The sequence below is a fragment of the Komagataeibacter saccharivorans genome (genome assembly GCF_004348195.1).
GTDB classification, from domain to species: Bacteria; Pseudomonadota; Alphaproteobacteria; order Acetobacterales; family Acetobacteraceae; genus Komagataeibacter; species Komagataeibacter saccharivorans.
This window is the reverse complement of record NZ_CP036404.1, coordinates 2,970,470-2,994,580: the sequence shown is the minus strand read 5'-3', so window position 1 is coordinate 2,994,580 and position 24,111 is coordinate 2,970,470. Positions and strand designations below refer to the sequence as shown.

General features: G+C 60.7%; 24 protein-coding genes. 6 read left to right on the top strand and 18 right to left on the bottom strand.

What is annotated here, in order from left to right:
- Nucleotides 1-65 precede the first annotated feature (65 nt).
- Nucleotides 66-3,374, top strand: coding sequence for an efflux RND transporter permease subunit (locus KSAC_RS13790; RefSeq protein ID WP_132305878.1), 3,309 nt, complete (start codon nucleotides 66-68; stop codon nucleotides 3,372-3,374).
- A gap of 26 nt (nucleotides 3,375-3,400) precedes the next feature.
- Here KSAC_RS13790 and KSAC_RS13785 read toward each other — a convergent pair whose 3' ends face one another.
- The 12 genes from KSAC_RS13785 to KSAC_RS13720 form a co-directional block, all read right to left on the bottom strand.
- Nucleotides 3,401-5,143: a relaxase/mobilization nuclease domain-containing protein gene (locus KSAC_RS13785; protein WP_132305876.1), complete on the bottom strand. Its 1,743-nt coding sequence runs from the start codon at nucleotides 5,141-5,143 to the stop codon at nucleotides 3,401-3,403.
- Between the two features lie 228 nt (nucleotides 5,144-5,371).
- Nucleotides 5,372-6,076, bottom strand: a complete 705-nt coding sequence (locus KSAC_RS13780; protein ID WP_132305874.1) for a lytic transglycosylase domain-containing protein — start codon at nucleotides 6,074-6,076, stop codon at nucleotides 5,372-5,374.
- The gene (locus tag KSAC_RS13775) at nucleotides 6,073-6,414 is read right to left on the bottom strand and encodes a DUF736 domain-containing protein (RefSeq protein WP_110548182.1); all 342 of its coding nucleotides are present in this window, start codon (nucleotides 6,412-6,414) and stop codon (nucleotides 6,073-6,075) included. The genes KSAC_RS13780 and KSAC_RS13775 overlap by 4 nt, the downstream gene beginning before the upstream one ends.
- A gap of 1 nt (nucleotide 6,415) precedes the next feature.
- A complete protein-coding gene (locus KSAC_RS13770) occupies nucleotides 6,416-6,973 on the bottom strand; it encodes a S26 family signal peptidase (protein WP_132305872.1) in 558 nt (185 codons plus the stop codon).
- 20 nt (nucleotides 6,974-6,993) lie between these two features.
- Nucleotides 6,994-7,446 carry a DUF2840 domain-containing protein gene (locus tag KSAC_RS13765; protein ID WP_132305870.1) on the bottom strand — a complete coding sequence of 151 codons (453 nt, stop codon included), beginning with the start codon at nucleotides 7,444-7,446 and terminating at the stop codon, nucleotides 6,994-6,996.
- Between the two features lie 349 nt (nucleotides 7,447-7,795).
- On the bottom strand, nucleotides 7,796-8,599 hold the full coding sequence (locus tag KSAC_RS13760) for a replication initiator protein A (RefSeq protein WP_243705231.1): 804 nt from the start codon (nucleotides 8,597-8,599) through the stop codon (nucleotides 7,796-7,798).
- The gene (locus KSAC_RS13755) at nucleotides 8,596-8,871 is read right to left on the bottom strand and encodes a helix-turn-helix transcriptional regulator (protein WP_110548184.1); all 276 of its coding nucleotides are present in this window, start codon (nucleotides 8,869-8,871) and stop codon (nucleotides 8,596-8,598) included. The genes KSAC_RS13760 and KSAC_RS13755 overlap by 4 nt, the downstream gene beginning before the upstream one ends.
- A 126-nt stretch (nucleotides 8,872-8,997) precedes the next feature.
- Nucleotides 8,998-9,531, bottom strand: coding sequence for a DUF2285 domain-containing protein (locus tag KSAC_RS13750; RefSeq protein WP_165927329.1), 534 nt, complete (start codon nucleotides 9,529-9,531; stop codon nucleotides 8,998-9,000).
- Between the two features lie 58 nt (nucleotides 9,532-9,589).
- Entirely contained in the window at nucleotides 9,590-9,808 is a 219-nt protein-coding gene (locus KSAC_RS13745; RefSeq protein WP_132305866.1) for a transcriptional regulator domain-containing protein, read from the bottom strand.
- Between the two features lie 188 nt (nucleotides 9,809-9,996).
- Nucleotides 9,997-10,263, bottom strand: a complete 267-nt coding sequence (locus tag KSAC_RS13740; protein WP_132305864.1) for a hypothetical protein — start codon at nucleotides 10,261-10,263, stop codon at nucleotides 9,997-9,999.
- A gap of 340 nt (nucleotides 10,264-10,603) precedes the next feature.
- The gene (locus KSAC_RS13730) at nucleotides 10,604-10,927 is read right to left on the bottom strand and encodes a DUF736 domain-containing protein (RefSeq protein ID WP_132305862.1); all 324 of its coding nucleotides are present in this window, start codon (nucleotides 10,925-10,927) and stop codon (nucleotides 10,604-10,606) included.
- 690 nt (nucleotides 10,928-11,617) lie between these two features.
- Nucleotides 11,618-12,040: a MerR family transcriptional regulator gene (locus KSAC_RS13720; RefSeq protein ID WP_132305860.1), complete on the bottom strand. Its 423-nt coding sequence runs from the start codon at nucleotides 12,038-12,040 to the stop codon at nucleotides 11,618-11,620.
- Nucleotides 12,041-12,080: 40 nt separating this feature from the next.
- Between KSAC_RS13720 and KSAC_RS13715 the strand changes: the two genes are divergently transcribed.
- Nucleotides 12,081-12,758: a cation transporter gene (locus KSAC_RS13715; RefSeq protein ID WP_456305939.1), complete on the top strand. Its 678-nt coding sequence runs from the start codon at nucleotides 12,081-12,083 to the stop codon at nucleotides 12,756-12,758.
- A 68-nt stretch (nucleotides 12,759-12,826) separates the two neighbouring features.
- Here the strand turns inward: KSAC_RS13715 and KSAC_RS13710 are convergent, their stop codons facing one another.
- Entirely contained in the window at nucleotides 12,827-13,762 is a 936-nt protein-coding gene (locus tag KSAC_RS13710) for a DUF2493 domain-containing protein (protein WP_132305858.1), read from the bottom strand.
- A gap of 313 nt (nucleotides 13,763-14,075) precedes the next feature.
- Nucleotides 14,076-15,155: a DUF7146 domain-containing protein gene (locus KSAC_RS13705; RefSeq protein ID WP_132305856.1), complete on the bottom strand. Its 1,080-nt coding sequence runs from the start codon at nucleotides 15,153-15,155 to the stop codon at nucleotides 14,076-14,078.
- Nucleotides 15,156-15,247: 92 nt separating this feature from the next.
- On the opposite strand from KSAC_RS13705, the gene KSAC_RS13700 reads away from it, so the two are divergent.
- Nucleotides 15,248-15,523, top strand: coding sequence for an HU family DNA-binding protein (locus KSAC_RS13700; protein WP_132305854.1), 276 nt, complete (start codon nucleotides 15,248-15,250; stop codon nucleotides 15,521-15,523).
- Nucleotides 15,524-15,600: 77 nt separating this feature from the next.
- On the opposite strand, the gene KSAC_RS13695 is transcribed toward KSAC_RS13700, so the two are convergent.
- A complete protein-coding gene (locus tag KSAC_RS13695; protein WP_132305852.1) occupies nucleotides 15,601-16,839 on the bottom strand; it encodes a DUF932 domain-containing protein in 1,239 nt (412 codons plus the stop codon).
- A gap of 2 nt (nucleotides 16,840-16,841) precedes the next feature.
- Between KSAC_RS13695 and KSAC_RS13690 the strand changes: the two genes are divergently transcribed.
- On the top strand, nucleotides 16,842-18,056 hold the full coding sequence (locus tag KSAC_RS13690) for an IS256 family transposase (RefSeq protein ID WP_132304347.1): 1,215 nt from the start codon (nucleotides 16,842-16,844) through the stop codon (nucleotides 18,054-18,056).
- A 222-nt stretch (nucleotides 18,057-18,278) separates the two neighbouring features.
- On the opposite strand, the gene KSAC_RS13685 is transcribed toward KSAC_RS13690, so the two are convergent.
- Nucleotides 18,279-20,354 (bottom strand): ParB/RepB/Spo0J family partition protein, encoded by a 2,076-nt coding sequence (locus KSAC_RS13685; protein WP_132306299.1) that lies wholly within the window; start codon nucleotides 20,352-20,354, stop codon nucleotides 18,279-18,281.
- Between the two features lie 407 nt (nucleotides 20,355-20,761).
- Between KSAC_RS13685 and KSAC_RS17855 the strand changes: the two genes are divergently transcribed.
- Nucleotides 20,762-21,220, top strand: a complete 459-nt coding sequence (locus KSAC_RS17855; RefSeq protein WP_165927328.1) for a hypothetical protein — start codon at nucleotides 20,762-20,764, stop codon at nucleotides 21,218-21,220.
- A 62-nt stretch (nucleotides 21,221-21,282) separates the two neighbouring features.
- Nucleotides 21,283-22,037, top strand: a protein-coding gene (locus tag KSAC_RS13675; protein ID WP_132305848.1) for an IS5 family transposase whose coding sequence is annotated in 2 segments (ribosomal slippage) — nucleotides 21,283-21,622 and nucleotides 21,622-22,037 — 756 coding nt in all. Because the reading frame shifts where the segments join, the coding sequence is not laid out codon by codon here.
- A 400-nt stretch (nucleotides 22,038-22,437) separates the two neighbouring features.
- On the opposite strand, the gene KSAC_RS13670 is transcribed toward KSAC_RS13675, so the two are convergent.
- Both KSAC_RS13670 and KSAC_RS13665 read right to left on the bottom strand, forming a co-directional pair.
- Nucleotides 22,438-23,172: a hypothetical protein gene (locus KSAC_RS13670; RefSeq protein ID WP_132305846.1), complete on the bottom strand. Its 735-nt coding sequence runs from the start codon at nucleotides 23,170-23,172 to the stop codon at nucleotides 22,438-22,440.
- Nucleotides 23,169-23,951 carry a hypothetical protein gene (locus KSAC_RS13665; protein ID WP_132305844.1) on the bottom strand — a complete coding sequence of 261 codons (783 nt, stop codon included), beginning with the start codon at nucleotides 23,949-23,951 and terminating at the stop codon, nucleotides 23,169-23,171. Before KSAC_RS13665 ends, KSAC_RS13670 begins: the two co-directional genes overlap by 4 nt.
- Nucleotides 23,952-24,111: the final 160 nt, after the last annotated feature.

Sequence of the window (24,111 nt, the reverse complement as noted above, 5' to 3'; positions counted from 1 at the left end):
TGAAAAAACATGGCGGCCGATCGTCTTTATAGACAGAGCCCTCCCGCAGGGACGGGACATCTTCCTTGAAATTCATCGCCTGGTTTGTCCATCGCCCGGTGGCGACAACGCTGCTGCTGCTCTCCGCCGTGCTGTCCGGACTGATGGCGCTGCCCCATCTCCCGGTCTCGGACCTGCCCGACGTCGACCTGCCGGTGATTTCGGTTTCGGCGTCCAACGCAGGCGGCTCGCCCGAGGTCATGGCCCGCACGGTGGCTGCCCCGCTGGAACGCCATCTGGGCAATATCGCAGGTGTGACGCAGATGCAGTCCACTTCCACGCGGGGCGAGACATCCATCTCGCTGGGGTTTGAACTGGGCCGTGATCTCAACGGCGCGGCGCGTGACGTGGAAGCGGCGATCCGCGCTGCCCGGCACGACCTGCCGACTACGCCGGGATCGGACCCGCAATATCGCCGCGCCAACCCCAATGCGACGCCGGTGCTGATCCTTGCCGTGACACCGGGCATGCAGCCCATGCCTCGCCTGTATGATCTGGTGAACACCACCCTGCGGCCGATGCTGCTGCAGGTGCCGGGTGTGGGCGATGTGACGCTCATGGGCAGTTCCGCGCCCGCCGTGCGGGTGGAGATGAACCCGCTGCTGTTCTTCAAATACGGGATCGGCTTTGAAGACCTGCGCGCCGCCCTGGCGTCGGCCAACGCGCATACACCGAAGGGCGTGATCGACACGGGCGACCGACGCTGGCAGCTGGCGGTCAACGACCAGGCGGAACATGCCGACGCCTACCGGGATCTGGTCATCGCCTACAAAAGCGGACGCCCGATCCGGCTCCGTGATGTCGCGACCGTCACCGACAGCATGCAGGACGTGAACGCTGCCGCGTTCTTTGACGGCAAACCGGCCCTGACCCTGATGGTGCGCGCCCAGCCGGGAGCCAATCTGGTCGGCATTGTCGATGCCGTGAAGGCCCGCCTGCCGCAGTTGCGCACGCTCATGCCGCCGGGGGCGGATATTGCGGTGGCGCGGGACGGCTCGGCAGTGATCCGGTCCTCCCTGCACCACACGCTGGTGACGCTGCTGGCCGCCTGCATTCTGGCGCTGGCCGTGGTCTGGGTGTTCCTGCGCTCGTGGACCGCCTCCATTGCAGCCGCGATCATCGTGCCGTGCTGCCTGATCGCCAGTCTTGGACCGGTGCATCTGGCAGGGTTTGGGCTCGACAATCTTTCGCTCATGGCGCTGACGGTGGTGACGGGGCTGGTGGTGGATGACGCCATCGTGATGATCGAGAACATCATCCGCATGCGTGAGCGCGGTCTGTCCGTTGACGAGGCCGCCATTGCCGGGGCCAGCGAGGTGGCGTTCACGCTGCTCTCCATCACCGTCTCGGTGCTGGCGGTGTTTCTTCCGATCGGGCTGGCCTCGGGCCTGACGGGACGGCTGTTCCGGGAGTTTGCCGGGACGGTCGGGATCGCCGTGACGGTGTCGCTGGTCCTGTCCTGTGTGGTGACACCGTGTCTGACGGCGCTGTGCATGCGCTTTGCCGAGGGAAGAAAACCAAAGTTTGCAACAGGCGATATCGGAGGATCGGGAGATGTTGCTGTCACGTCTCATCATGCTGATGCCGCCGATTTTCTGGATCATGAAAAACACAGAGGCAGCCTGTATCGGCGCACCCTGGGAGTCTGCCTGAGCCATCCCGGCAAAGCCGTGTTGCTGCTGCCGCTGACCCTGCTTGTCACGGGTATCCTGTTCACCCGTATGCCCAAGGTCGTGTTCCCGCGTCAGGATATCGGCATCGTCTCGGGCGGATCGCGTGGCAGCGGCAGTTCACTGGCGCAGACGAAAACCCGGCTGGAGCGGTTCAGCAGGGTGCTGCTGGAGGATCCCGCCGTCAGCCACGTCATCGCCTATCTCGATACCGGCGAAGGCTCCAGCCACGGCATGGTGTTCGCAACCCTGCGCGACCTATCCACCGGGCGGGCCTCGGGAACAGACGTGGCCGCCCGCGTCGTGGCCCGGATGGGGAAAGACATTCACGCCGAATACCACGCGCAGGCGCCGGGCAACATCATGATGCGGGTGGGGTCGAACAGCAGCGGGGTCAGCTACATCCTGCGCAGCGAGGATGACCGTCTGCTCGGACCGGCGACACGCAGGCTGGCAAAAGCCCTGCGTCACCACCCGGAGTTCACGGATGTGGACCCGGATGTCGATCCGCCCGGACAGGGGATCACGCTGGCCATCGACCGCGATACCGCTGCCCGTGTCGGAGTCACGCCACAGGTCATCGGCAATACCCTGTCCGACGCGCTCGGCCAGACCACGGCCTCGGTCGTCTATACCACGCATGGGCAGTACAACGTGGTGCTGACCGTGGAACACCGCTTCCAGCGTGATCCCGAAATCCTGAAGCAGTTCTGGGTCAGCCCCTCGGGAGGCTCCGCCTCGGGCAGTTCGGCGTCCAACACCATCCGGGTGGTGACATCGGCTGCGGCCAGCACCACGGCGTCGACGAGTGCGACGGCGTTTCGAAACCAGATCGCCAATTCGTTGGCCGGCGGGGCCAATGCTTCCACGGGCTCGGCCGTGGCGACGGGGGTGGAAACGCTGGTGCCACTGTCCGTCGTGGCCCGGATCACCCCCAGCCTCGACCCGGTGGCGGTCACCCATATCGGCTATGCCAGTTCCGCCTCGCTGGCGCTGGAACTGGCGCCCGGCGTCAGCCTGTCACAGGCGCAGGCGATCATCGATCAGGAATGGCGCAGCCTGCATCTGCCGGAGACCATCAACGGCGAACTGCAGAGTGATGAAGGAGACGTCGGCAAAAGCACCCATGACAGCGAGATCCTGATCGTCGGCGCGGTGATGGCCGTCTATCTGACACTGGGCATGCTCTATGAAAGCGTGTGGCACCCGCTCACCATTCTCTCCACCATCCCCTCGGCCGGGATCGGGGCGGTCATGGCGCTCGACCTGTTCGGCCTGCCGTTCTCGGGCATGGCGGTGATCGCCATGCTGCTGCTCACCGGCATCTCGCTCAAGAACGCCATCCTGCTGGTGGATTTCGCCATCCATGCCGAACGTGAGCGAGGCATGACGCCACGGGACGCCATCCGCGAGGCCTGCCTGCTCCGGCTACGCCCGATTGTCATGACCACCTTTGCCGCGGCCTTCGGCGCGCTGCCGCTGGTGCTGATGGGCGGCTATGGCATGGAACTGCGCCAGCCGCTGGGCATAGCTCTCATTGGCGGTCTGTTGGTCAGTCAGGCCCAGACCATGTTCACGACCCCGGCGCTTTATCTGCTGGTGGCACGGTGTGCCGATCACCTGCAGCGCCCGAAACTGCGATGGGTCCGGACAGATCGAACCTGAGCGTCCGCTCCCGCAAGCAGGTGGCGTCAGATTTCCAGCCCCTGATCCCGCCGTTTCCCGAACGACCAGTCGACACCGCCATCATCACGGGCGATCCCCGAGACTTCCCTGCCCCGCTGTTTTTCCAGCGAAGGCGTCCACGACACCAGCTGAAAGCCAAGTCCGTTATCGATCATTGCCATCCGACCGGATGCCATTACGAAACGCTGGCGATAGATCCCTGATACATACTCGCCAGCACCGGACGGCTGATGGGCAAGCCCCTGCTCCGCTCTTAGCCGCTGGGCCAGTTCACCGACCTCCCTTTCCCGGAGCGTGGCAATCATCCCGCGCGGATAGATGATCTTCTCGCCGTCACGTCGCGCCAGTCCCTGCTTGACCAGATGGGCACTGCGCTGGCGCAGGGCGTCGCGGACCTCCGCCCCAAAACCCGCCTCACCCAGTGCCACCGGATCACGGGCGACAAGTTGTCGGTCCAGCCATGTTGCGCCACGAGCCTGCATCTGTTCGCTGATCGACAGGTCCGAACGCGCCGCGAGCGTGGTCCGGCGATGACCCTTGCCATCCTCATAGTTCCGTAATTCAACCAGACCACCGGGCGGGACATCCCCGGCAGCCTCCAGCGACGGCAGATGGACATGATGCGTGCGTCCGTCCACGCCATCGATTACGGCATAGGCGTTCCCTTTCAACTCATCATCCAGACCGCGCGCCACCAGACGCCCGATCACGGGCTCAGTCAGTTCCTCCCCGGCCAGAACCCATGACGCCGAGGCCCGTTCGATCCCCTGCTCACTCAGACCGCGATGGATGCGTTTGATGATGTCATTGCGCTGGCCCATCACGCGCAAGGTGACCTCCGCCGTCTCATCCAGCCGCCATTGTCCGGCACGGACCTCATGGGCGAGGCCCATGCGCTCCAGACGCCGTAGCCGTCCGACTTTCATGACCGCGAACGCGTCAGGCTGCCGGTCGGGAGACGGCGCCAGATCGATGATGCCCCGCTGATCGGCATCCTGCTGCAACTGCCGGTCCAGTTGGGTCCAGCGTTCTGCCTCGACCTGGCGCTCCACGTTCCGGCGGATTTCATTTTCAGTGCGCGGCCCGAGTTCGAGCGTGACAAGGTTCTGGGCACGGGCACGTAAACCTTCGCGGATATAATCCTTCGAGATGACCAGATCCTCGCCCGCCTGATCCTTGCCGCGCACGATGACATGGACATGCGGGTTGTCGGTATTCCAGTGACTGACCGCCACCCAGTCTAGACGCGTGCCGAGATCCTGCTCGGCCTGCGTCATCAGTTCCCGCGTGAAGGTTTTCAGGTCCGCCATGTCCACCGCATCCTCGGGTCCAACGATGAAGCGGAAATGGTGCCGGTCATCCTGGCACCGCTCGGCGAATTCGCGCACAGGCACATGATCGCGCTCGCCCCCGAACAGCCGGGCCTTCTCGCCATCCTTCGTCACCCCTTCGCGCTGGAGATAGGACAGATGGGCACGCAGCGTGGCCCGTGCGCCATGGCGGACCACCCGCGCCTTGACGATGGCAAGCCGGGTGCGCCGCGACAGGAGGCGGTTGGCGCGGGCGGCCGCTCCCCTACCCCGCCCGAAGGTGGATGGCCCCTTGCGTCCATGTGCTGATCCCGGACGCCCCATGCCCCCGGCCCGATTGGTCGCGGCCAGCACGCGCCCGATGAAAGACCGTCCCTGACGGGCACGGGGCGAGCGGATGCGGCCAGGCCGGACCCGAAAATCGTCATCACGGGCCAAGACGAACCGCACCTTGCGCTAACATATTGAAAACAGGACAATCCGACCGCCTGAAACCTTGGGGCGGCAAAATGACCTTGTGAAAAACCCTAAAAAACCGCCCTCCCCAACCATGCCGCACCTTGCGGCTTTTATCTTGCGCTAAACCCCAGAGACCCGATCCCCAGGACAATCGCCGTTTCCCTGCCTTCTCATGCCTCCGCTGCACCGGATCACGCATGTATCCGGTCATGGTGCCCGCTCCATCGAGACAGGGACGAACAACGCCTGCGATGTGTCTGCCAGTGCGTCCGGGGCATGCGGGAAAGGCCCGGACGCACGCCATATGATGTGCCCGGCAAACAGTGTGTTGTCCGGTTGATCCCGCGCAACGGTCACGCCGGTATCGTGCGGGACTGCCGCAGGAAACGTGCGCCCATCCAGCAGTCGCACGACAGACGCGACGTAATCCCGTGTCTCCCGTGGCAGGGGCTGACCCGTCGCAAGATGGGCCTCGTAGCGCCCTGGACCGGCATTGTATGCGGCCAGAAAACCTACATCCCCATAATGGTCGTGCAGCATTCGAAGATAACTGGCACCGGCAAGGATGTTGTCGTGGGGATCGAAAGGATCAGTTCCGAGGCCAAGATCACGCCGCAGCCCCTGCCATGTCGCGGGCATGATCTGCATGAGACCCATCGCGCCCTTTGCTGAAATCACATGGATATCCCGGCCGCTTTCCACCTGCATCACCGCACGGATCCATTCCGGCGGCAGGGCGACACGCAGGGCGGCCTGCCGGATCAGCCCGTCGATATCCTGCGCACAGGCGGGGCGCACCAGAAACACCAGCGACGCCCCCAGTCCCGTGCGGCACAGCCGGAGCAGCGTGGAACGAAATCGCCCTCTGGAGTGGCCGCGCTTTCGCCCTGTTCGTGCAGTCAGACGCATCATTCGCGTGCTCCCTGACGTTTCTGCGGGCGGCTCCAGACGAGTTGCCAGACCCGTCCGCCCCGGCCCGACTGAAACAGGGTCGCGCGTACGCCCTGTGCCAGAGACGGGTCATCAAGGACCACGACGATGTATTCGCCAGCCCGCTCGCCGGTACGTGTCCAGCCTGCACCGACTTCCGGGCCGTCGCTACCATCACCGAGATGGATACGATAATCGGGCGCGTTACCACCCTCCGGCGTCTCGATGCGTACCAGTGTCAGTTCGGCATCCAGCGAAAGCGTGCGCAGGCGTCCGGAAAAACCTTCAGCCGTGCGCGTGAAGAGTCCGATCTGGGCCATGTCAGTGATCCTGCGAAAAACGTGGAGGAGAAAAGCCCGTGGCAGACATGGAATCTGCGGCAACCCATAGCGGTGTCGCGCGCCCGATGACGCTGCTGACCGACAGGGGACCGAAATACCGGCTGTCCAGACTGCGGGGTTCACGCGCATTCATGACAAAGATTTCCTGCACACCGAGACGGTGACAGCCCTGCCAGACAGGCAGTGGACGCCCGCGATGATCAATGGTCAGCGCCTCACCGGCCCCCAGTCCATCGACCGTGATATGGCTTCCCGTGCGACAGACCGTCTGACCGCCAGTCGCTGCCACCGGTTTGAGCAGCGGCACGCCGCGCGGCAGATAACCACCACGGGCCAGCCTGTCCGCATCGCGTTCGGGCAGACGGAGCGCCACCAGTTCCCCGACATGCACCCTGCGCTCGGGGTGCAGGCGATACAGACCTACCGGCACACTGGCCGTGGCATTCCAGATCAGGCGTGGTGCCGGATGCAGCGCCATCGACAACCCGATGCCCAGCGCTGCGAAATACGTGGTAAAAAACCAGCCCCGACGCGTCATGGCGTGGTCCTCCCACATAGCTAGGCTTCATGCCGTGCGGTCGTGTAGGACGGCACGATGCCGCGTTCCTGCAGACCGTTGGCAAGCTGCTGCCAGTAGGATGGACAGACATGCACGGGATTGATCCGGCGCCGTTCCAGCGCGTCGATGACGGCAAGGACGGTCCGCACCTGCGCCCAGCCGCTACGATGCAGCAGACGGTCCGCACCCGTCGGCACGAACGGCAGGCGTTCCCGTGGCTCACCCGCATAAGGTGCCCGCACGATATCGATGCAACAGGCTGCCGCCCCGCAATCCGCCTGTGTCCAGCGCAGCAGGGCGAACACCGTGCCCGGCGCGAAACACAGACGGCGGCGATACCGATCGATCGGTTGCGTTTCCAGCGCATGACCGAAACGCAGCCACTGTTCGATCCGCTTCTCCAGCCAGGTCAGTTCGAGATGTGTCATCACCTCGCGAGATGCGTGGTTCATGGGCATTCTCCCGCGACAGGAGGATGGATGGTGGTTGCGCTCTGACAGCAGTCCCGCTGCATCACGATGAACCGCCTGCCGCCACACGCGCGTCTCTTCCCGAGCAGAGCGCCTGCTCGCAAAAAGTCGGGACGCGGCGCAGGACTGTCGGGAAATGTCGAGCTAAATCCGTCGCTTTTTGTGGTAATCGAGAACTCACGCGCGCGCCCCGGCGCGGTGTACAAGTACTGAATAGTTATACTATTTAGCACTCTTAGAGAGCGCGATTTTCCCCTTTTATAACAATTGATTAGAGCAACATCCCATTCCCGATAGGCCGGGAAATCGATTCCTGATAGGCCGAATGGCATCACGAGTCCTCCACATGGTTATCCACAAGATCATGTGGATAAGTTTCTGAGGCAGGCACGAAATGGAGCACCGGAACGTCCCCCGACGACGCCTCCAGCCGCAGCCGATAGCCAGGCAGACTGTCGGCGGTAACAAGGCGACGGATCTCGAAGACGAAGCGGGGATAAGGTGAGCGCGAGGCCGATTTCTCGTGCAGATGTGGCAGGTCAAAGGCCCAGCCATCTTTCTGGCGACCGGCATGCCGTCGCACGAGAAGGTAGAGCCAGCGCTCGAAGCCACCGGTCAGCGCGAAATAGCGCGGATCGAGGTCCAGAACCGCGCGGCGGCCGACCGCATCGCACAACCATTGCGGGAGGACGAGATCGAGGTTGCCCCGTCGTTCCTGCCAGGCGACAACCCACGAAAACCCGAGCGCGCCTTCGCGGGTCTGGCGCAGGGATGTCGTGACACGGGTTCCAGCCAGCCGTTCCAGTCCCGCCCGCAGCCGTGCGTACCGAGCAGACGTCTCGCCCCGGTCGAGAAAGCGCAGGACATCGCGCATGCTGCCCCGGACGTGCGGCGACAGAGGCTGTCCCCGGCGCCGGGCTGCCACTAGGGTCGAGACGGCCCAGATCAGGATGTCCGCATCCCAGATCGTCGCCATGGGACTGTCATCCCGCCCGGTCACGTGCATGGTAACGTGGCCCATGCGAAAGCTGACCGGCACATGCCGCGGCGATTTGCTGAGGCTGAAGAACGGCCACGACATAAGGTCGATCAGCAGGCATGGCGTAACGGCCCGCGATACGGGAAAGGACATCATGGCCCCCTCCCGTGCTTGCGGCTGCCAAGCATCCGGGCGACCTCGTAGGCCGTCTCGGACGTGGAACGGCAGGCCACATTCTCGACCCACACGCGGATATCATCGACGTGGTAGAGCACGCGCCCGCCCATCTTGCGAAAGATCGGGCCGCTGCCACGACACCGATAGCGTTCCAGCGTACGTGGCGAGATGTTAAGCTTATGGGCTGCCTGCGGTGTGGTGAGGAGCTGCTCGCGCAGGAAACTGTCCTGACGTGGATGTGAGAGCGTCATGTCGGCCTCCGTCATTTCGGGCGTAACCACGCGAAGCTTCGGCAATAATTGTCGTGAGGGAGACGTGCGAAAAACGATCGCCCCTATGCGCGTACGGTCCTGTCGCGGTGTCAGAACAGGTGGGGGTCAGGCCCGCAGGCGGAAACGGTCCGGTCGCAGGAGGGAAACATATTCGCGTCGGTCAGCGAGACGTGCAGCCCGCTTCAGCAGGCGTCCGACACGCGCACGCTGGGACGATGTATCCCACTGTCGGGCATTCATGGTGCGGACAGACGGATCCAGAACCCGACCGATCTCACGCTGCGAGGCCCCGGCCATACGCCCGGCATACGCGCAGATGACATCGGCCATCCGCCAGACGTGGTAAGGCGGCAGCGAGAGCGAGCGCGGCAGTCCGGGAACAGATGTGCCGGTGAGGCGTTTCAGAAAACGCCGTAGCTGCGCAATACGAATTTCCTCGGCTCCATCCAGAGGAATGAGCGCGGCCGGACGGGCAGAGGCCGCGCGCCCCCGTATCTGCAGATGATGGCCACCGTCATCGGGAGAGACGACAACGACAAGGATGCCGGGCGACTGCTCCGCCGGGGATAGCCCGTGAAGAAAGCGCGCGGGGATCGTGCGAACATGAAAACCCTCCGGGGCTTCGACAAGAATTGTCACACCTGGATAGGCTTCGGGGCTCCATAATGCGGGCTGAATCCATGCGGGAACATCCGGATCAGCCGGAACAGGATAACCCCCAGTGGCGAGCGAAACTGCCCACCAGTTCATAGCGTGCCCGGAGATCCGTGAGTGTATCGAGCCGCTGGCGAATATGGCGGTATCCGGTCACATAAACAGGGATATGTCGCAGCAGTTCCTGCGCCAGTCCGGGGCCATCAAGGAGACGCAGATTCTCGCGGAACTGCGGATCGTGCCATTCCGGATGCTCGACCATGACGGACTCCTCCCATCTGTAGGCAGAATTACCGGCCTGGCGAGAGACGGAGGGAGATACCGCGAGGAAGGCGGTGCATTGGCATTACGATGCACAACCGCAACAGAAATGACGCATAACGCTGCCTTCCGGGGCATGGGAGCCTCGGCGATGGCTGCGGTTATCGCGATGAAAAAGGAGTACGGGGCTCAACGAGACCGTATCGCCAAAAAGGTCGGTACCACACCGCACCAGTGCATTCTGACAGGGTCGTGATGCATGATCATGCCCGTTCCGGCTGACCGACAGGTCTGGCCCCGAAAACCGGAAGCCCCCCGTCTGACGGGGGGCTCGGCATCGCATCGGGCAAGCGCTTCTTTGAGTTCGCGCTCGATCTGCTGCCGCTCGCGACGGCTGAGGTGAAAGCTGGTCAGTTCGGCGCGCAGCATCTGGATATGGTCGTGTCGCGTGGTCATCGTCCTGTTCCTTTCGTTTCTCGAAGACAGGACGGAGGGCTCATGCCGGGGCGGACCGGGTCAGGGATCGCCGCAGGCGACCGGCTCGCCGGCGCGTGGGGGAGCCGATTTTGTTCGGCGCGCCCGAAGGGTGCGTCGGGCAAAATTGGGGGGACCACGCGTCCTTGACGCGGTTCGCCCTCGCGCATGGTACAATGGGAAGGCTGAGGGAAAGCCCCTGTTCCTCCTGCCTTCCACGTCGGGCGACCAGCGCTGCCGCCGCGCCCCGAAAGAGCACGTGGGAAAAGAAGCGCCGGAAGGCCCCGCCCGGGGAGACCGGGCGGGGTTGATGGTGAGGAGCTTACTCCCCGTTCCGGCTGCGGGGCCGGGTCCAGATGAGGGTGTAGCCTTCCCCTTCCTCGTCGGTGAACAGGTTCGCGAAGATCGGGGCGGCGAAGGAAGGATCGTCCAGCTTCAGGCTCAGATAGGTGCGGCCTTCGCTGGAGCGACGGGTCCATGCGGCGCCGAGTTCAACCCGTCCGAGGTAGACGCGGTAGTTGGGGGCGTTGTCGTTGGCCCGGCTGGTTTCCGCCACCAGACGGACGTTGCGGGCCTGCAGGGCCAGGGTGACGATTTCGCCTTCGAAGCCTTCGCCCACCTTCTTGAAGGAACCGATGTTAGCCATTGTCGTATCTCCATGCTGTTATCGGGCCGCGACCACCGTGGCCTCGATGGCGATCGACCAGCCGGAGGCGAGCGGCAGAGCACCCCGCAGGGGCCGCAGCGCAGCGGAGGACGGCAGGGCCGGAACTTCCTTGGCTCGCGAGGAATGACGGCGCAGCCGTCAGGGGAAGAAAGTTTTGGCACGCCGTTGCGGCCAGCCGATCGAGGCGCAGCCGGTCTTCGGCTAGATCAGCCATCCGACAGAGGCCATGGTATGCGGACCCGCCAGCCCCATGGAGATACGATGCCGGCATGACCGGTCCATGAAGGTGGGACCGTGCTGTCTGGAGCGAAATTGTCTCTGCCCGCTAAAGGGTTCTGCAAAAGCTGCTGGTCGTTTCCACAGCCAATCCGGCATGATGCCCATCATCCGCGCCTGTTTATGGGCACGTTCGCGCCGCGTCGCATGGCCCCGCCCCCAGCACATGTGCGCTCCATCGAAGCCGTCTGGACGATCCCTCTTTCGCCATGGATGTCCCGGCCATGTCACCGATGACGAAAGCAGGGTATTTTCATTCCCACTGGACCAAACCCGCAGGCGCACGGAGACAACACCTGAACCCATCCCGTCAGTCTCTCCGGTCGGGGCCTACCGGGTGATAAAGGATGTAATTTCCACCAGTGAGACGCGCTGGATGGGGGGAGTTCGGCGTTACCCAGCCGTCGGCCTGTCCGCATAAGGCTGCAGCGCCCCGATAATCCGGCATTCGGCGACTTTCCCATGCTGGCATTGCGCAAGGAGTTGTGTCAGTTCCTGCCGGAGTGTCTGCAAATCATGAATCCTGCGCTCTATATCCGTGACGTGCGCCTGAACAATCTCGTCCACCTCTTCACAGGACCGGGTTGTCTGCCCGGCCAGATCCAGCAGTTCCCGCACCTGGTCCAGTGAAAACCCAAGTTCACGCGCCCGACGGATAAAGCCGAGACGCCCCAGATGCGCGTCATCGTAAACGCGGTAATTGCCACTGCTTCGGGGTGGATGCGGCAGCAGTCCGACACGTTCATAATACCGGACGGTCTCGACCTTCGTGTCCGTCAGGCGTCCAAGTTCCCCGATCGTATATGTCTGCGTCATGAAGTTCTTGACCCTGTAGTGACTACAGGGTGGATATGGGGTGCTCGTCGTCTTTTGCGAGAGTGTCGCCATGCCCTGCTGTCATGACTCCTGCTGCCCGAGTTCCGTCTCTCCCTCGACCGGTCACGATGCCCGTCGCTGGCACCGAGCACTCTGGATCGCCCTGATCGTCAATGGCGGATTTTTCCTGACCGAGATCGTCGCCGGCGTCATGGCGGGTTCCGCCTCCCTGCAGGCGGATGCGCTCGACTTCTTCGGAGACACCGCCAATTACGCCATCAGCCTCACCGTCACGGGCATGGCGCTGGCGTGGCGCAGCCGGGCAGCAATGCTCAAAGGCGCCACCATGCTGGTCTTCGCCCTCTGGGTGCTGGGCAACACGCTGTGGCACGCCTGGTCAGGTACGTTGCCACATGCCGAAACCATGGGCCTGATCGGCGGCCTGGCGCTGCTGGCCAATGGGGGTGTCGCCCTGATGCTGTACCGCTTCCGCAGTGGGGACGCGAACATGCGCTCAGTTTGGATCTGCTCGCGCAATGACGCCATCGGCAATCTGGCGGTACTGCTGGCGGCACTGGGTGTTTTTGGCACCGGCACGGGATGGCCCGATATCATCGTGGCCTTCATCATGGGAGGACTGGGCCTGCATGGCGGGACACAGATTGTGCGCCATGCCCTTGCGGAGACGGCCAGCGCCGGGACGGAACTGGCGGCCTGAAAACGGAAAGTGCGCCAACCCGTCTTCCGGGCTGACACCATCGCCGTCATGGACAATCCGGCTGGCGCTCACGCGCCAGCCTCCCTGTGGAACCTCCAGACCGGGATGCCCATCTGTTTGGCCTTGTCAGCCAGATTGTCCTGAATGCCCGATCCCGGAAACACCATGACCCCGACGGGCAGGACTTTCAGCAGGGCGTCGTTCCGCCGGAACGGGGCCGCCTTGCCATGCCGGTTCCAGTCGGGCCTGAAGGCGATCTGCGCGACCTCGCGATGATCGGCCCAGCGGGAGGCGATGAATTCCGCCCCCTTCGGTGAACCACCATGCAGCAGCACCATGTCGGGGTGCTTCTCGCGCACCTTGTCCAGCCGGCTCCAGATCAGGTGATGGTCCTCGAAATCGAGCCCGCCGGTGACCGCGACCTTTGGTCCGGGAGGCACAAGCAGTTCGGTTTCGGCCTTGCGGCGGGCGTTGAGGAAATCGCGGCTGTCGATCATCGACGCCGTCAGGGTGCTGCGACTGACCAGCGAGCCTGAACGCGGGCGCCAGGGCGACATCGTCAGGCGTTCGAACTGGTCGCAGGCGAGGTCGCGGAAGATCTCGTACGCGTTGCGTCGCTCCAGCAGGGTCAGCCCCTCGGCAATGAGGCGTTCCAGTTCCACCGAACGGATCTCGCTGCCATCCTGTTCCTGCTGGCTGCGTTTCTGCGCCGCCTCGTTGCGGTCGAGATCGCGCTCCACCTGCCCGACCATGCGGTGAAAGACGTTGACGGTGGACCAGAGCAGCGGTTCGAGATCGGGTTCCAGCCGGGTGTCGGTCAGAGTGGCTGACAGGGCATCGAAGATGTCAGCCACCGCGCCCCCGATCTGGCTGGCGTCGGGCAGCGGCCTCGCGTCTGGCTCGTCCTCAAACGGACGGTGGCCGTAGAGCTGGAGTTCCGCCAGCACATGGGCGGTGGAAGAGGTGGCGTGGGCGGGTTCGAAATCATCCTGTGTGCGGGTCATGAGTCTGTCCTCCGGTTCTGGCCGCGCCCCTCGCGGCCTTTCCGGGGGCGGAAAGCGGCAGACGAAGGCCGGACCGGAACCGCGCAATGCGCGGCCGGAACGCAGTGGAGGATGGCAGGGAGACGGCTATTTTGCTTCGCGATGCAAAGCGCGGCACGCGCGGCGGAAAATAGCCGGCTCCGCCATTGCAGGCCCAGCCTGGCTGACGCCCGCTCCCCTCCAGAAAAGGCCGCGGGCGCGCCTCATCCGGAAACAGGACAGCCCCCCACGGCAGGAAACGACGATGACCCGCACGCTCCCTTCCCGGCCCGCCTCAGTGCGTGACCGGATGCAGAAACCGCGCCACGTCCTGCGGGGCAAGCTGCGGATGCAGGATCGCCCGCATCGCGCCACGCCCGAGATAACGCAGATCATCGTTGAAATCCGCCAGACGCGGTGACAGCACGAGGCACTCGATCCCGGCCTCCTGCGTCCGGGCCACCAGGGTGGCTACCGCATGGTCTCCGGCGGGATCATCATCGCGCAGCACGTAGAGGCGACGCAGCATGGACGGAAACACCATGGCGGCGAGATGCGCCGAGGACAGGCAGGCGGCCAGTGGCAGATCGGGCAGAACCTGCCGCAGCGACAGGACCGTCTCGATGCCTTCCCCGGCAGCGAGCACATCGGACGCCACCCCGAAGCGCACGGCATGGCCGAGCAACCCGCCCAGGGCGCGACGCGGATGTTCGACCGGTGCCTTACCGCGCCCGTCCGCCGCCAGCCAGGTGCGATGCATGCCGGTCAAAGTGCCATCAAGGTCGGTAACGGCGGCGATCATCGCGGGCCAGGTCTCGGGCGGACTGTCGGCATCGGCGCGGTAGTAGCAGTCTGGGTGGAAACGCAGCGAGGGCAGGTCCGTCAGGCGGGTAAGGTCACGATGGTGCAGCCAGATTTCCGCCAGTGTGCCGGCAATCGGACGAGACATGGCCCAGAGCCGTCGTGCGGAATCAGCGGTTCCTGATGCCTGCGGGGCAGCATCGTGGCCAAACGCATGGGAACGGCCACGGTCAGAGGCCAGTCGTGGTGCCGGTTGTGGCAGGCTGAGGAAACGACGGGCCTCGTCCGCGACATCACGGAAATCAAGAAGCCCGAGGCAATCGCGGATGATGTCAAGCAGATCGCCGAACGCACCGGTACTGGCATCCGTCCAGCGCCCGGCGGCCCCGCGCCCGTCCGGTCCCCCATGCAGGCGGACATAAAGTGAGCGGCCGGGAGTGTTATGAACGTCGCCGACCAGCCAGTAATTGCCGTGCCGTCGCCCGGTCGAGAGATAATGACGACACACCGCCTCGGCGTTTTCAGCCAGCCTGCGGGCCAGATCGCCAGCGTCCCATGCATGCGCGTCTGTCATTGCACCCTCCCTGCAGGCTTGATGCCGCCATGATTCCCCCGTAACGGCACAGGCAACGGGCACAGGCCCGACAGAGGACGAAGGACATCATCATGAAGATTGCCGACCTGGTCGATCATATCGCCACCACCACCGACACGAGCAAGACCGATACCCGCAAGGTGCTGGACGCCCTGATCGAGGCGATGACCGAAGCTGCGAAAGCGGGTGATGAAATCACCCTGCCGAACTTCGGCAAGTTCAAGGTAAAAGAGGTCGCCGCCCGTGAAGGCCGCAACCCGGCCACGGGGGCGACCATCCAGATCGCGGCTTCGCGCAAGCTGGCCTTCACCCCTGCCAAGGCGCTGAAGGACAGCCTGAACGACTGACCTGCCGACGGGCAAAAGGCGGCGGACCTTGTCCGCCGCCCCTTCCCCACCACGCCGGTTTCTGATGATGGCCGGCTTCATCCGACCTTCTCCATCAGCTTGCGCGCCCTGCCCTCAAGATCGAGCCGTGTGTCCTGGTTGGTCTTCGTCCGCGCCAGTGCCGTTATCCCCTGCACGAAGTCAAACACGCTCTCGGGCTTGCGCCCTTCCTCGTGCAGCACGGTTTCGATGATCTTTGTAGTTTCCGGTTTGGAGAACCCACGACGACGCAGGAAACTTTCACGGTCATCGTCTGTTTTTGCAACGAGTGTCCGGCGCGAGGCCTGAATGCCAGAGATGAACGAGGCCGGGCTGGCCGTGGCGAAATTCCGTAGCGCTGGCGTGGCCTGATGCACGAAACGCGAGGCCGCAAACTTGCTGTGCCGGATCGTGATCTGTTCGAAATTTTCCACGCCCCAGAGCATTCTATTTTGACACACCCCGCGCAGATAGAATGACGCAATACCAAGACTTTTACTGCCAACTTCGGAATTCCACGCATAGAAACCCCGGAAATAGAGATCGGGGTCGCCGTTGGGCAGCCGTCCAGCCTCGATCGGATGCGTATCGTCCACAAGGAACAGGAACACGTCGCGATCAGATGCGTAGAGCGTCGTGGTTTCCTTGGTGATGTCCACGTACGGATTATGGGTCATGGTCGCCCAGTCAATCACACCGGGCACCTTCCAGTTTGTATCGCCTGTGCCATCCCCAGCGATCTTGCGCACCGCACCAACCAGTTCATGGTCCCAGATGCGACCATAATCTGGACCGGTCACGGCCCGGAGTTCAACCCGGCCGCCCTCGGTCTCCAGTGTTTTGATCAGTTCGGCCCGGTGCGACAGCAGGCCGTGCTGCAGGTTGATCGCCGCCAGTGGAGCGGGAAGATTGCGCAGGTAGGACGACGGTGCGCCAACAAGGCTGCACATCTGGCCGAACGACCAGTGTGTCGGTGAAACCTGCTCGCTTTGCCCCGGCACGGTCAAAGTCAGGCGTTCGGCATTGTCGCGGGATGCCTCGACGCGAATGGCGCGGCTTTCCACAGTGCGGGCCGTGGCGCGGTCTGCCCGCGCCAGGGTCGCGGCATGCAGGTCGGACAGCGACAGGTAGCGCTCATCATCGAGGCGCAAGAACCATTCGGACGATACACGAGCATTGCGCTTGCCACGGGAGGGATCAATCCGGAAGCCGCCGGACGCGGCGCCACGGGACGCAGGGAGAGTGTCCGATCTTCTGTGTATGACTGATCTGGTCCATGCTGTCCCGAAAGGAAGCATGAATGACCATCTCGAGAGAAATCCTGGACGCACTGCTGACGGACGTGGAGCGTCCTGAAGACCTGCTCGGCGATGCCGGTCTGCTGAAGGAGCTGAAAATTCGGCTCATGGAGCGTATGCTGGGTGCGGAGTTGACCGCGCATCTGGGTTATGAGGAAGGCAAGGCTGCCCCGCCGGGCCAGTCGAACCGGCGGAATGGCTCCACGACCAAAGTGCTCAAAGGCCAGGACGGTGCCTTGCCTTTGACGGTGCCGCGCGACCGCGACAGCAGCTTCGAACCAGAGCTTGTAAAGAAGGGCCAGACCCGAATTGACGGGATCGATGACAGGATCATCGGTCTCTATGCCGCCGGTCTGACTGTCCGGGACATTCAGACCCATCTGCTTGATCTTTATGGCCTGAAGGTCTCTCCTGACCTGATCAGTCGCGTCACCGATGCCGTGCTGGACGAGGTCCGGGAGTGGCAGGGCCGGGCGCTGGATCGGATGTATCCCATCGTGATCTTCGATGCCCTTCGGGTAAAGATCCGCGATGCTGACAGCCGGACCGTTAAAAACAAGGCGGTTTACGTCGCCCTCGGTGTCACCCGCGAGGGGGTGCGCGAGGTTCTGGGGCTCTGGATCGCCGAGAATGAAGGCGCCAAATTCTGGCTTTCGGTCATGAACGAGTTGAAAAACCGGGGCATCCAGGACATCCTGATCACGGTCGTGGACGGGCTGAAAGGCTTTCCCGAGGCCATCACCGCCGCCTTTCCCGAGGCGATGGTTCAGACCTGCATAGTCCACCTGGTCCGCCACAGCCTGAACTTCTGCTCATGGAAGGACCGCAAGGCCGTGGCTGCCGACCTGCGCCGGATCTACGGGGCCGCAACCGCTGACCTGGCAGCCGCAGAGCTCGATGAGTTCGAGGAGAAATGGGCCGGGAAATACGCGTCAATCGCCCCGGCATGGCGCCGGGCATGGGCCGAAGTGATCCCGTTTTTTGCCTTCGATCCGGCGATCCGCAAGATCATATATACGACGAACGCCATCGAAAGCCTGAACCGGGTCATCCGCAAATCGATCAAGACGCGCGGTTCGTTCCCGACTGACGATGCCGCAGCAAAGCTGATCTACCTGGCGATCCGCAACTTTGAGAAAGACGGGCGGAATGTGCGGGAATGGTTTGCAGCCCGCAACCAGTTCGCCATAATGTTTGGCGAGCGCTTCGCCGCTTGAGTATCTGAAAACTCATGGGCCAGGCCAGATACACAGACTTCAGGACACTCCCGACGCAGGGGGCAGGATGGTGGTCGTGGTCATGGAAAACTCTCCTCTATGCCGGTTATTCGGCACAGAAGGCGAAGCCGCCCTCTCCCTCTTTCCGGGATGTCGGACATGAAAAAAAGCGGCTTCCGGGCACCGGAAGCCGCTGTCTCAAAGTTCCTAATCCCATGAAGTTTACTCAGCGGCGATAGCCTCCACGCCCTCGCCTGCCGTCACTGTTTCAACAGGCGTCTGCCCTGCGCCACCCACCGTGCGCAACGCCTCGGGCAGCCAGCCAGATCCTTCCAGCAGCCGCTCGGCCTCGCGCGCCATCTCGGGCTTTTTCAGATGCGCAATACGCGCGGCCGCTTCATCGCCGCGTGCTTCCCGCACCGCCTGCAGGATGCGGGCCTTGGTCACCCGACCGAGATAGTTCTCGACCGTGGGCTGCCAGCCCGCCTCAACCAGGTCGAGCCTGAGCGCAGTGGCAAGCCGGTTGGCGCGGACCAGCCGCTCCCGGACGCTGCGTGCCAGAGACGGACCATAAGACGATTCATGCAAGGCGTTGATGCCGAAGGACAGGCAATGGGCCAGCAGGGCCATGCGACTGGTGTTGTCCAGCCCGTCGATCCAGTGCCACAGCGCGTCCTCGTCTTCCGGCAGATCGTGCTTCCAGCCCTCATTGCGCTGGCGAAGGGCATGGGCCGGCAGGCTGCCGGGCATGTCGGAGGAATGAACCCGCAGCGCGATTTCGCGGACATAGGCTTCCAAGCAGTCGGCACCCGGTGTCTGCCAGTAAACATTACGCACCAGCGTATGCAGGAATTCGGTCAGGGCGATATGCGGATTGCTGGCGACCGCATCCCGCAGGGCCAGCGTGCGCCACGCCGTCAGTTCGGTGAGAAGCCGGTCAGGCAGCGGCTTGATCCCGTCTTCCTCCTCGGGCTCAAAGTCGGGAGAAATGCTGTTGCCCTCCCCGCCCCCGTCGCCGCCATCATCAGCAAGACGTTCATCCTGTCCGTCATACGCAGCATAATCGTATCCATCGGCACCGCCGGCGTCATCGACCTCCTCTGGCTCGGTCGGCATGTCCTCGGGCAGCACGAAGCCCCGCTCAACCTGCAATGTGCCATTACTGTCGAGGCTGACGAACGCGCCGGCCCGCGCCATGTCGGCAGGATCGAACGCCAGAGGCCGTTCCTCCAGGGCAAGGATGGCCTGTTCGATCTCGCCCAGCCTTGCATCCACCTCGTCTGGATATTCATCGGCCTGGGCATATTCAGCCTCGATGGTTTCCTGCTCGGCACGCAGGGCGTCAAGCTGGGCCGTCTCCTCATCGGTCAGTGGCACTTCAGTGCCATTGATCTCCGCGAAATGTCGTGTGTGGCCCCATGGGAATGACAGGGCGGTCTCGACCCATTTCCAGCCCTCGGCACGGATGTCCTCCGCAGCAGCCTGCAGTTTTTCCATGACCAGCCGGTCCAGAATGGCGGGATCCTGCAGCCACCCACCGTCATCCGCTTCGAACAGGTCGCGCATGATAGGACCACCGGCCGCAATATAGGTGTCCAGTCCGACGAAGCGCACGCGACGATCCGAGGCCCGCACGGTTTTCTCCGTCAGCATGCGGCGGATGACATAAGGTTCACGGTTATGGCTCTGGGCCACGATCTCCCAGACCTGTTCCTGCCGTGCATGGTCGTCACTGATGGAAAAGGCCATCAACTGTTCCAGCCGCATCCCATCCTGTTCGTATATCTCAAGCAGTTTGTCGGACACGGTCATGAGGCGCAGGCGCTGTTTGACCACGGCGGGCGCCACGAAGAACGCTGCTGCGATTTCCTCCTCGGACATGCCCTTCTCCAGCATGTCGCGAAAGGCGCGGAACTGGTCCAGCGGATGCAGGGCCACGCGCTGGACGTTCTCGGCCAGAGAGTCGTCCTCGGCAAGAATGGCCGATCCGGCCTCGCGCACGACGCAGGGCACGGGGGCGGTCTTCGCCAGTTTCTTCTGCTTCACCAGCAGTTCGAGCGCGCGAAAGCGCCGTCCGCCGGCAGGGACTTCGTAAGTGCCGGTCTCGGCCCCGGTGTCGTCGAGAACGGGACGGACGTTCAGGCTCTGCAACAGCCCACGGCGCTCGATGTCGCGGGCCAGTTCCTCAATCGACAGGCCGGCCTTTACCCGCCGCACGTTGGACTGGGACAGGACCAGCCGGTTGAACGGGATATCACGAGAGGAACTCAGGGTAATTTTGGGAATGGCGGTCGCCATGGCGAAAAACTCCATGACGGGCGGACAGGAGACTTTCCCCTACCCTCTCAACCCGTCACGAAATTCCGCGCAGCCCTCTGACTCTGACAGCTACACCGAGACAAACCCGCCCCCGCTTTTCCGGTAGAAAATGTCGACAATTAGGAGGGGGCGGAAGGTCAGTTTTCAAACGCCGAGATAAGAAAAGCCACCATTTACATTATGGTCCATGTTCAAGAAACTCATGCGGCACGGCTATGTTTTTGACATCTCGGTATGTATTAATAATATACTTTCATATGTCGACATTCAGAGCGCCGGAATTACTTTATTACTTATAGTAATGAACATGTATACTTATATACAGGGTCCCATCTTAATGAGACCGATGGAACGGATGGTGTTATGGGGCAGTAAGATTGTTTCAGGTGGAACAGATGGCATATTACGTCAAAGATGTGCCCGATGCCATCGAAGACAGTATTGGACAGCCTGTTGGCGCGCAGGACTGCCGAACATTTTCGACCGGTTTTCAAATCAGGACCGCCGTGTTTAATATACAAGCACCTGAGCGCGGCTTCATTTTAAACGCCCATAAGGAATTGAATATGTCCGGACAGAAACAGCAAGAGGCGAGGCGTTCGGTGTTGATTATCGATTGCCAAGACAAAGGGGAAGACCCTGGCTCTGAAGGAAAATTTATCCGTCATATGCTCAACCTTATGGGCGTTGCGAACCACTATCATTCTGTGCGCACAAAAACGCAGTTTCTGGAACTGCTATCGTCGGTGCCCACAGTCGCCGATGTAGTTCACATTGCGACACATGGGTACCTAAGAAAGCCCCCTACGGCGTGTCGTCAGTTAAGCCCTGAGTGTGGCACGTGAGGGTTGTACTTTGTGTCTGCGTGTGTTGACTGTTTTCCCGTTTTTTTGGGGGAGACAGACAGATGCGGCGCTATAGTTTACGCGATGACCAGTGGGAGCGGATAAAGGATCTTCTTCCCGGTCGAGAAGGCTATGTCGGCGGCACTGCGGCGGACAACCGTCTGTTCGTGGAGGCGGTGCTGTATCGCTATCGCGCGGGCATTCCATGGCGCGACCTTCCTGCCCGTTTCGGGGACTGGAAAAACGTGCACCGGCGTCTGCGCCGCTGGTGTGAAAGCGGCGTCATCGAACGGATATTTCATTATCTGGCCGCTGATCACGACAACGAATACATGATGATCGACAGCACAATTGTCCGGGCGCATCAGCATAGTGCCGGAGCTCTCAAAAAAGGGGCACGGATCAGGCCATCGGACGATCACGAGGCGGGTTGACTACAAAGATCCATGCCATCTGCGACGCTCTGGGTAATCCGGTGGAACTCGACATCACACCGGGACAGGATGCCGATATCACCCAGGCGGAACCGCTTCTGGAAAACATCGACCCAGATGCTTTCCTTGCTGACAGGGCGTATGACGCGGACAGGTTGATCGATCGGCTGATACAGCGCGGGATTACCCCGGTCATCCCGCCAAAACGCAACAGAACGACACGACGGGAAACCGATTTTTCTCTCTACCGCGAACGGAACCTTGTTGAGAGGTTCTTCAATAAACTCAAGCAGTTTCGCGCTATCGCAACCCGCTACGATAAACTGAAATCGACCTTCCTCGCAGCCGTGCAGTTCGCCTCAATCATCATCCTGCTTAACTGACGACACGCCCTAACAAGAAACGAAAAAAATTTATTGGGTTCTGGACGCCTGACGAGAAACACATAACGATGGAAGAAATTGCTTCGGCTGGTCTTAATCTCTCTGGAAAGACCGTTGTCTCAACGGCTTGCCTCTCAGGTCAAAAGACACCGCGCAAAGAATTTAAAGCTGCCACACGATGCGATTATTATATTTCTCCGATCAAAGACCCTTCATTTTACAATGCCGCACTTATGTGCCACATCTTTTACCATAAACACCTACGGCTAGGCAGGAGCGTCAAACAAGCCTTCTCCGAGTATGAAAATCGTTATAAAAATCCACATGTGTTTTTCCTCGAGTAAGTGGACGAGGAAATAGATAATTATCCGACACAAAAATGATTATAACCTCATGCCATCTAATCAAAGAGTGTCGAGCGTGCAGACTCAGTTAACTTAAGCCGACCATTATTTATAATAAAGTTAACAAATGTCTTAACATCTGCATCTCCAGCTATCCAATGCACTTGATTATTACTTAAGCACGCACGTAATGCCTGCTTAAAATGGCGACTCTCGAACGATTCCTGCAGATTCATTAATTTTTCAATAATAGTGTGCGTAGTGGCAAAGTTACCACTCTGGGAAAGTTGCTCGATAAGACTCTCAATATTCTTCGTCTGTTCTGATTTTCCGACGCAGAATTGTTCAAAACTGATAAAAGCTTTTCTTACATACCCATTATTAATTAGATTCCCCACTTCACATATTGCATGAATTTCATCTTCAACCCCGAGTCCCAGAAATCGAACCGCCGAGAGATATGCCACGGGTGATTGCTTGATGACCTCAATGTTGCTAAGTAGGAAATCCTCTAAGTCTTGACCGGATCCAAAAAACGGACAGTCAGGTTCTATAAAAAATCCAAAAATTTCCTCACCACCGACCGAGATGGTCAGTTCTTTTTCACATGGAAGCTTCTTCATGGTGTTAAGGTAGCCTGCAGGAATTGGAAACATATTCTTGATGTTTCCATTTTCATCTACACTCTGCGCGTGAGGCAACTCATCATCACCGGAAAAAAAGATAGGCGTGCTAAATGCAGTGAGATTATTGGTAACGCTTAAAGCGCCGATACACTTCCAAACCGTCATAGAACGTCCTTATGAGATAGGTATTGGCAAACCTTGTCGTAAATTAGTGCTGTATGATCTGCCGCGGCCAAACTGTAAGTGGAATACATGATGATTTCGGCTTGCAGAATATCAGTAATATAATTACGCACTTCTTCGATGCTGAAGTAACTATCAGAGATAACAACCGCCTCGACCGAACTAGCATTCAAAGTTAATTTTTGATCACTCTGAATCTCAACAGCGAAACGTCTATCGTCTATTGTCGCCAAAGATGTATCTCCAGCCAACTCACGTAGCGCCAAAACCTGAGCATCCAAAAGACTTAACGAGAACTCTGTTTTAAATTTATCCTCATCCTTCGGCTTTAGGCGAAAAAAATCATCAATACTATCAAAAAATGCTCCAATAATTCTACGCGGAGTATCAGGAGATGGAGCTGCCTCAAAGTCTGATATACCCATCTTTCGAATATAATCTGGGTGACGACCCGATAAAAAAGCACCACTATCAAAGGGGTAGATGCGTTTTATATTGGAGATCGCTGAAGGCGATAGGAGAAAGCAAATAGGCATTTCCCACTGCTTAGATTGTCCAAAGTCCCCCGCAGATTTATATGATGGCTTTCCATAAAAAAAATAATTTAAATCTTCGCCTTCGAAGATATTGCATGGTGTTGGAGCAAGTTCGGAAGAACCCATAATACTTTGAAGGTTAAATCCTTGAGTGGTGTGAACTATTGGAAGCTCCGAGCTAACAGCAATATTATTTTTTTTCAAAAAATCATTAAGACGTGACAACCCGTAAATCTCCTCTACCGTAAATCGGCATCCCCCATGAATGGCAAAGTAGAGCTACCTCTCTTTAATTATCCTGCATTTTTTTCAAATTATCAATTCTTTAAATTGAGTCCTTTGCCCCATTTAGCATATCTATATTTTCAATAAATTGTGTTATGTT

Excerpts from the sequence above, each read along its gene's own strand:
- KSAC_RS13780 (WP_132305874.1), bottom strand. The coding sequence starts at position 6,076 with ATGATGCGTCTGACTGCACGAACAGGGCGAAAGCGCGGCCACTCCAGA.
- KSAC_RS13775 (WP_110548182.1), bottom strand. The coding sequence starts at position 6,414 with ATGGCCCAGATCGGACTCTTCACGCGCACGGCTGAAGGTTTTTCCGGA.
- KSAC_RS13770 (WP_132305872.1), bottom strand. The coding sequence starts at position 6,973 with ATGACGCGTCGGGGCTGGTTTTTTACCACGTATTTCGCAGCGCTGGGC.
- KSAC_RS13765 (WP_132305870.1), bottom strand. The coding sequence starts at position 7,446 with ATGAACCACGCATCTCGCGAGGTGATGACACATCTCGAACTGACCTGG.
- KSAC_RS13760 (WP_243705231.1), bottom strand. The coding sequence starts at position 8,599 with ATGATGTCCTTTCCCGTATCGCGGGCCGTTACGCCATGCCTGCTGATC.
- KSAC_RS13755 (WP_110548184.1), bottom strand. The coding sequence starts at position 8,871 with ATGACGCTCTCACATCCACGTCAGGACAGTTTCCTGCGCGAGCAGCTC.
- KSAC_RS13745 (WP_132305866.1), bottom strand. The coding sequence starts at position 9,808 with ATGGTCGAGCATCCGGAATGGCACGATCCGCAGTTCCGCGAGAATCTG.
- KSAC_RS13740 (WP_132305864.1), bottom strand. The coding sequence starts at position 10,263 with ATGACCACGCGACACGACCATATCCAGATGCTGCGCGCCGAACTGACC.
- KSAC_RS13730 (WP_132305862.1), bottom strand. The coding sequence starts at position 10,927 with ATGGCTAACATCGGTTCCTTCAAGAAGGTGGGCGAAGGCTTCGAAGGC.
- KSAC_RS13720 (WP_132305860.1), bottom strand. The coding sequence starts at position 12,040 with ATGACGCAGACATATACGATCGGGGAACTTGGACGCCTGACGGACACG.
- KSAC_RS13710 (WP_132305858.1), bottom strand. The coding sequence starts at position 13,762 with ATGACCCGCACACAGGATGATTTCGAACCCGCCCACGCCACCTCTTCC.
- KSAC_RS13705 (WP_132305856.1), bottom strand. The coding sequence starts at position 15,155 with ATGACAGACGCGCATGCATGGGACGCTGGCGATCTGGCCCGCAGGCTG.
- KSAC_RS13700 (WP_132305854.1), top strand. The coding sequence starts at position 15,248 with ATGAAGATTGCCGACCTGGTCGATCATATCGCCACCACCACCGACACG.
- KSAC_RS13695 (WP_132305852.1), bottom strand. The coding sequence starts at position 16,839 with ATGCTTCCTTTCGGGACAGCATGGACCAGATCAGTCATACACAGAAGA.
- KSAC_RS13690 (WP_132304347.1), top strand. The coding sequence starts at position 16,842 with ATGACCATCTCGAGAGAAATCCTGGACGCACTGCTGACGGACGTGGAG.
- KSAC_RS13685 (WP_132306299.1), bottom strand. The coding sequence starts at position 20,354 with ATGGCGACCGCCATTCCCAAAATTACCCTGAGTTCCTCTCGTGATATC.
- KSAC_RS13670 (WP_132305846.1), bottom strand. The coding sequence starts at position 23,172 with ATGACGGTTTGGAAGTGTATCGGCGCTTTAAGCGTTACCAATAATCTC.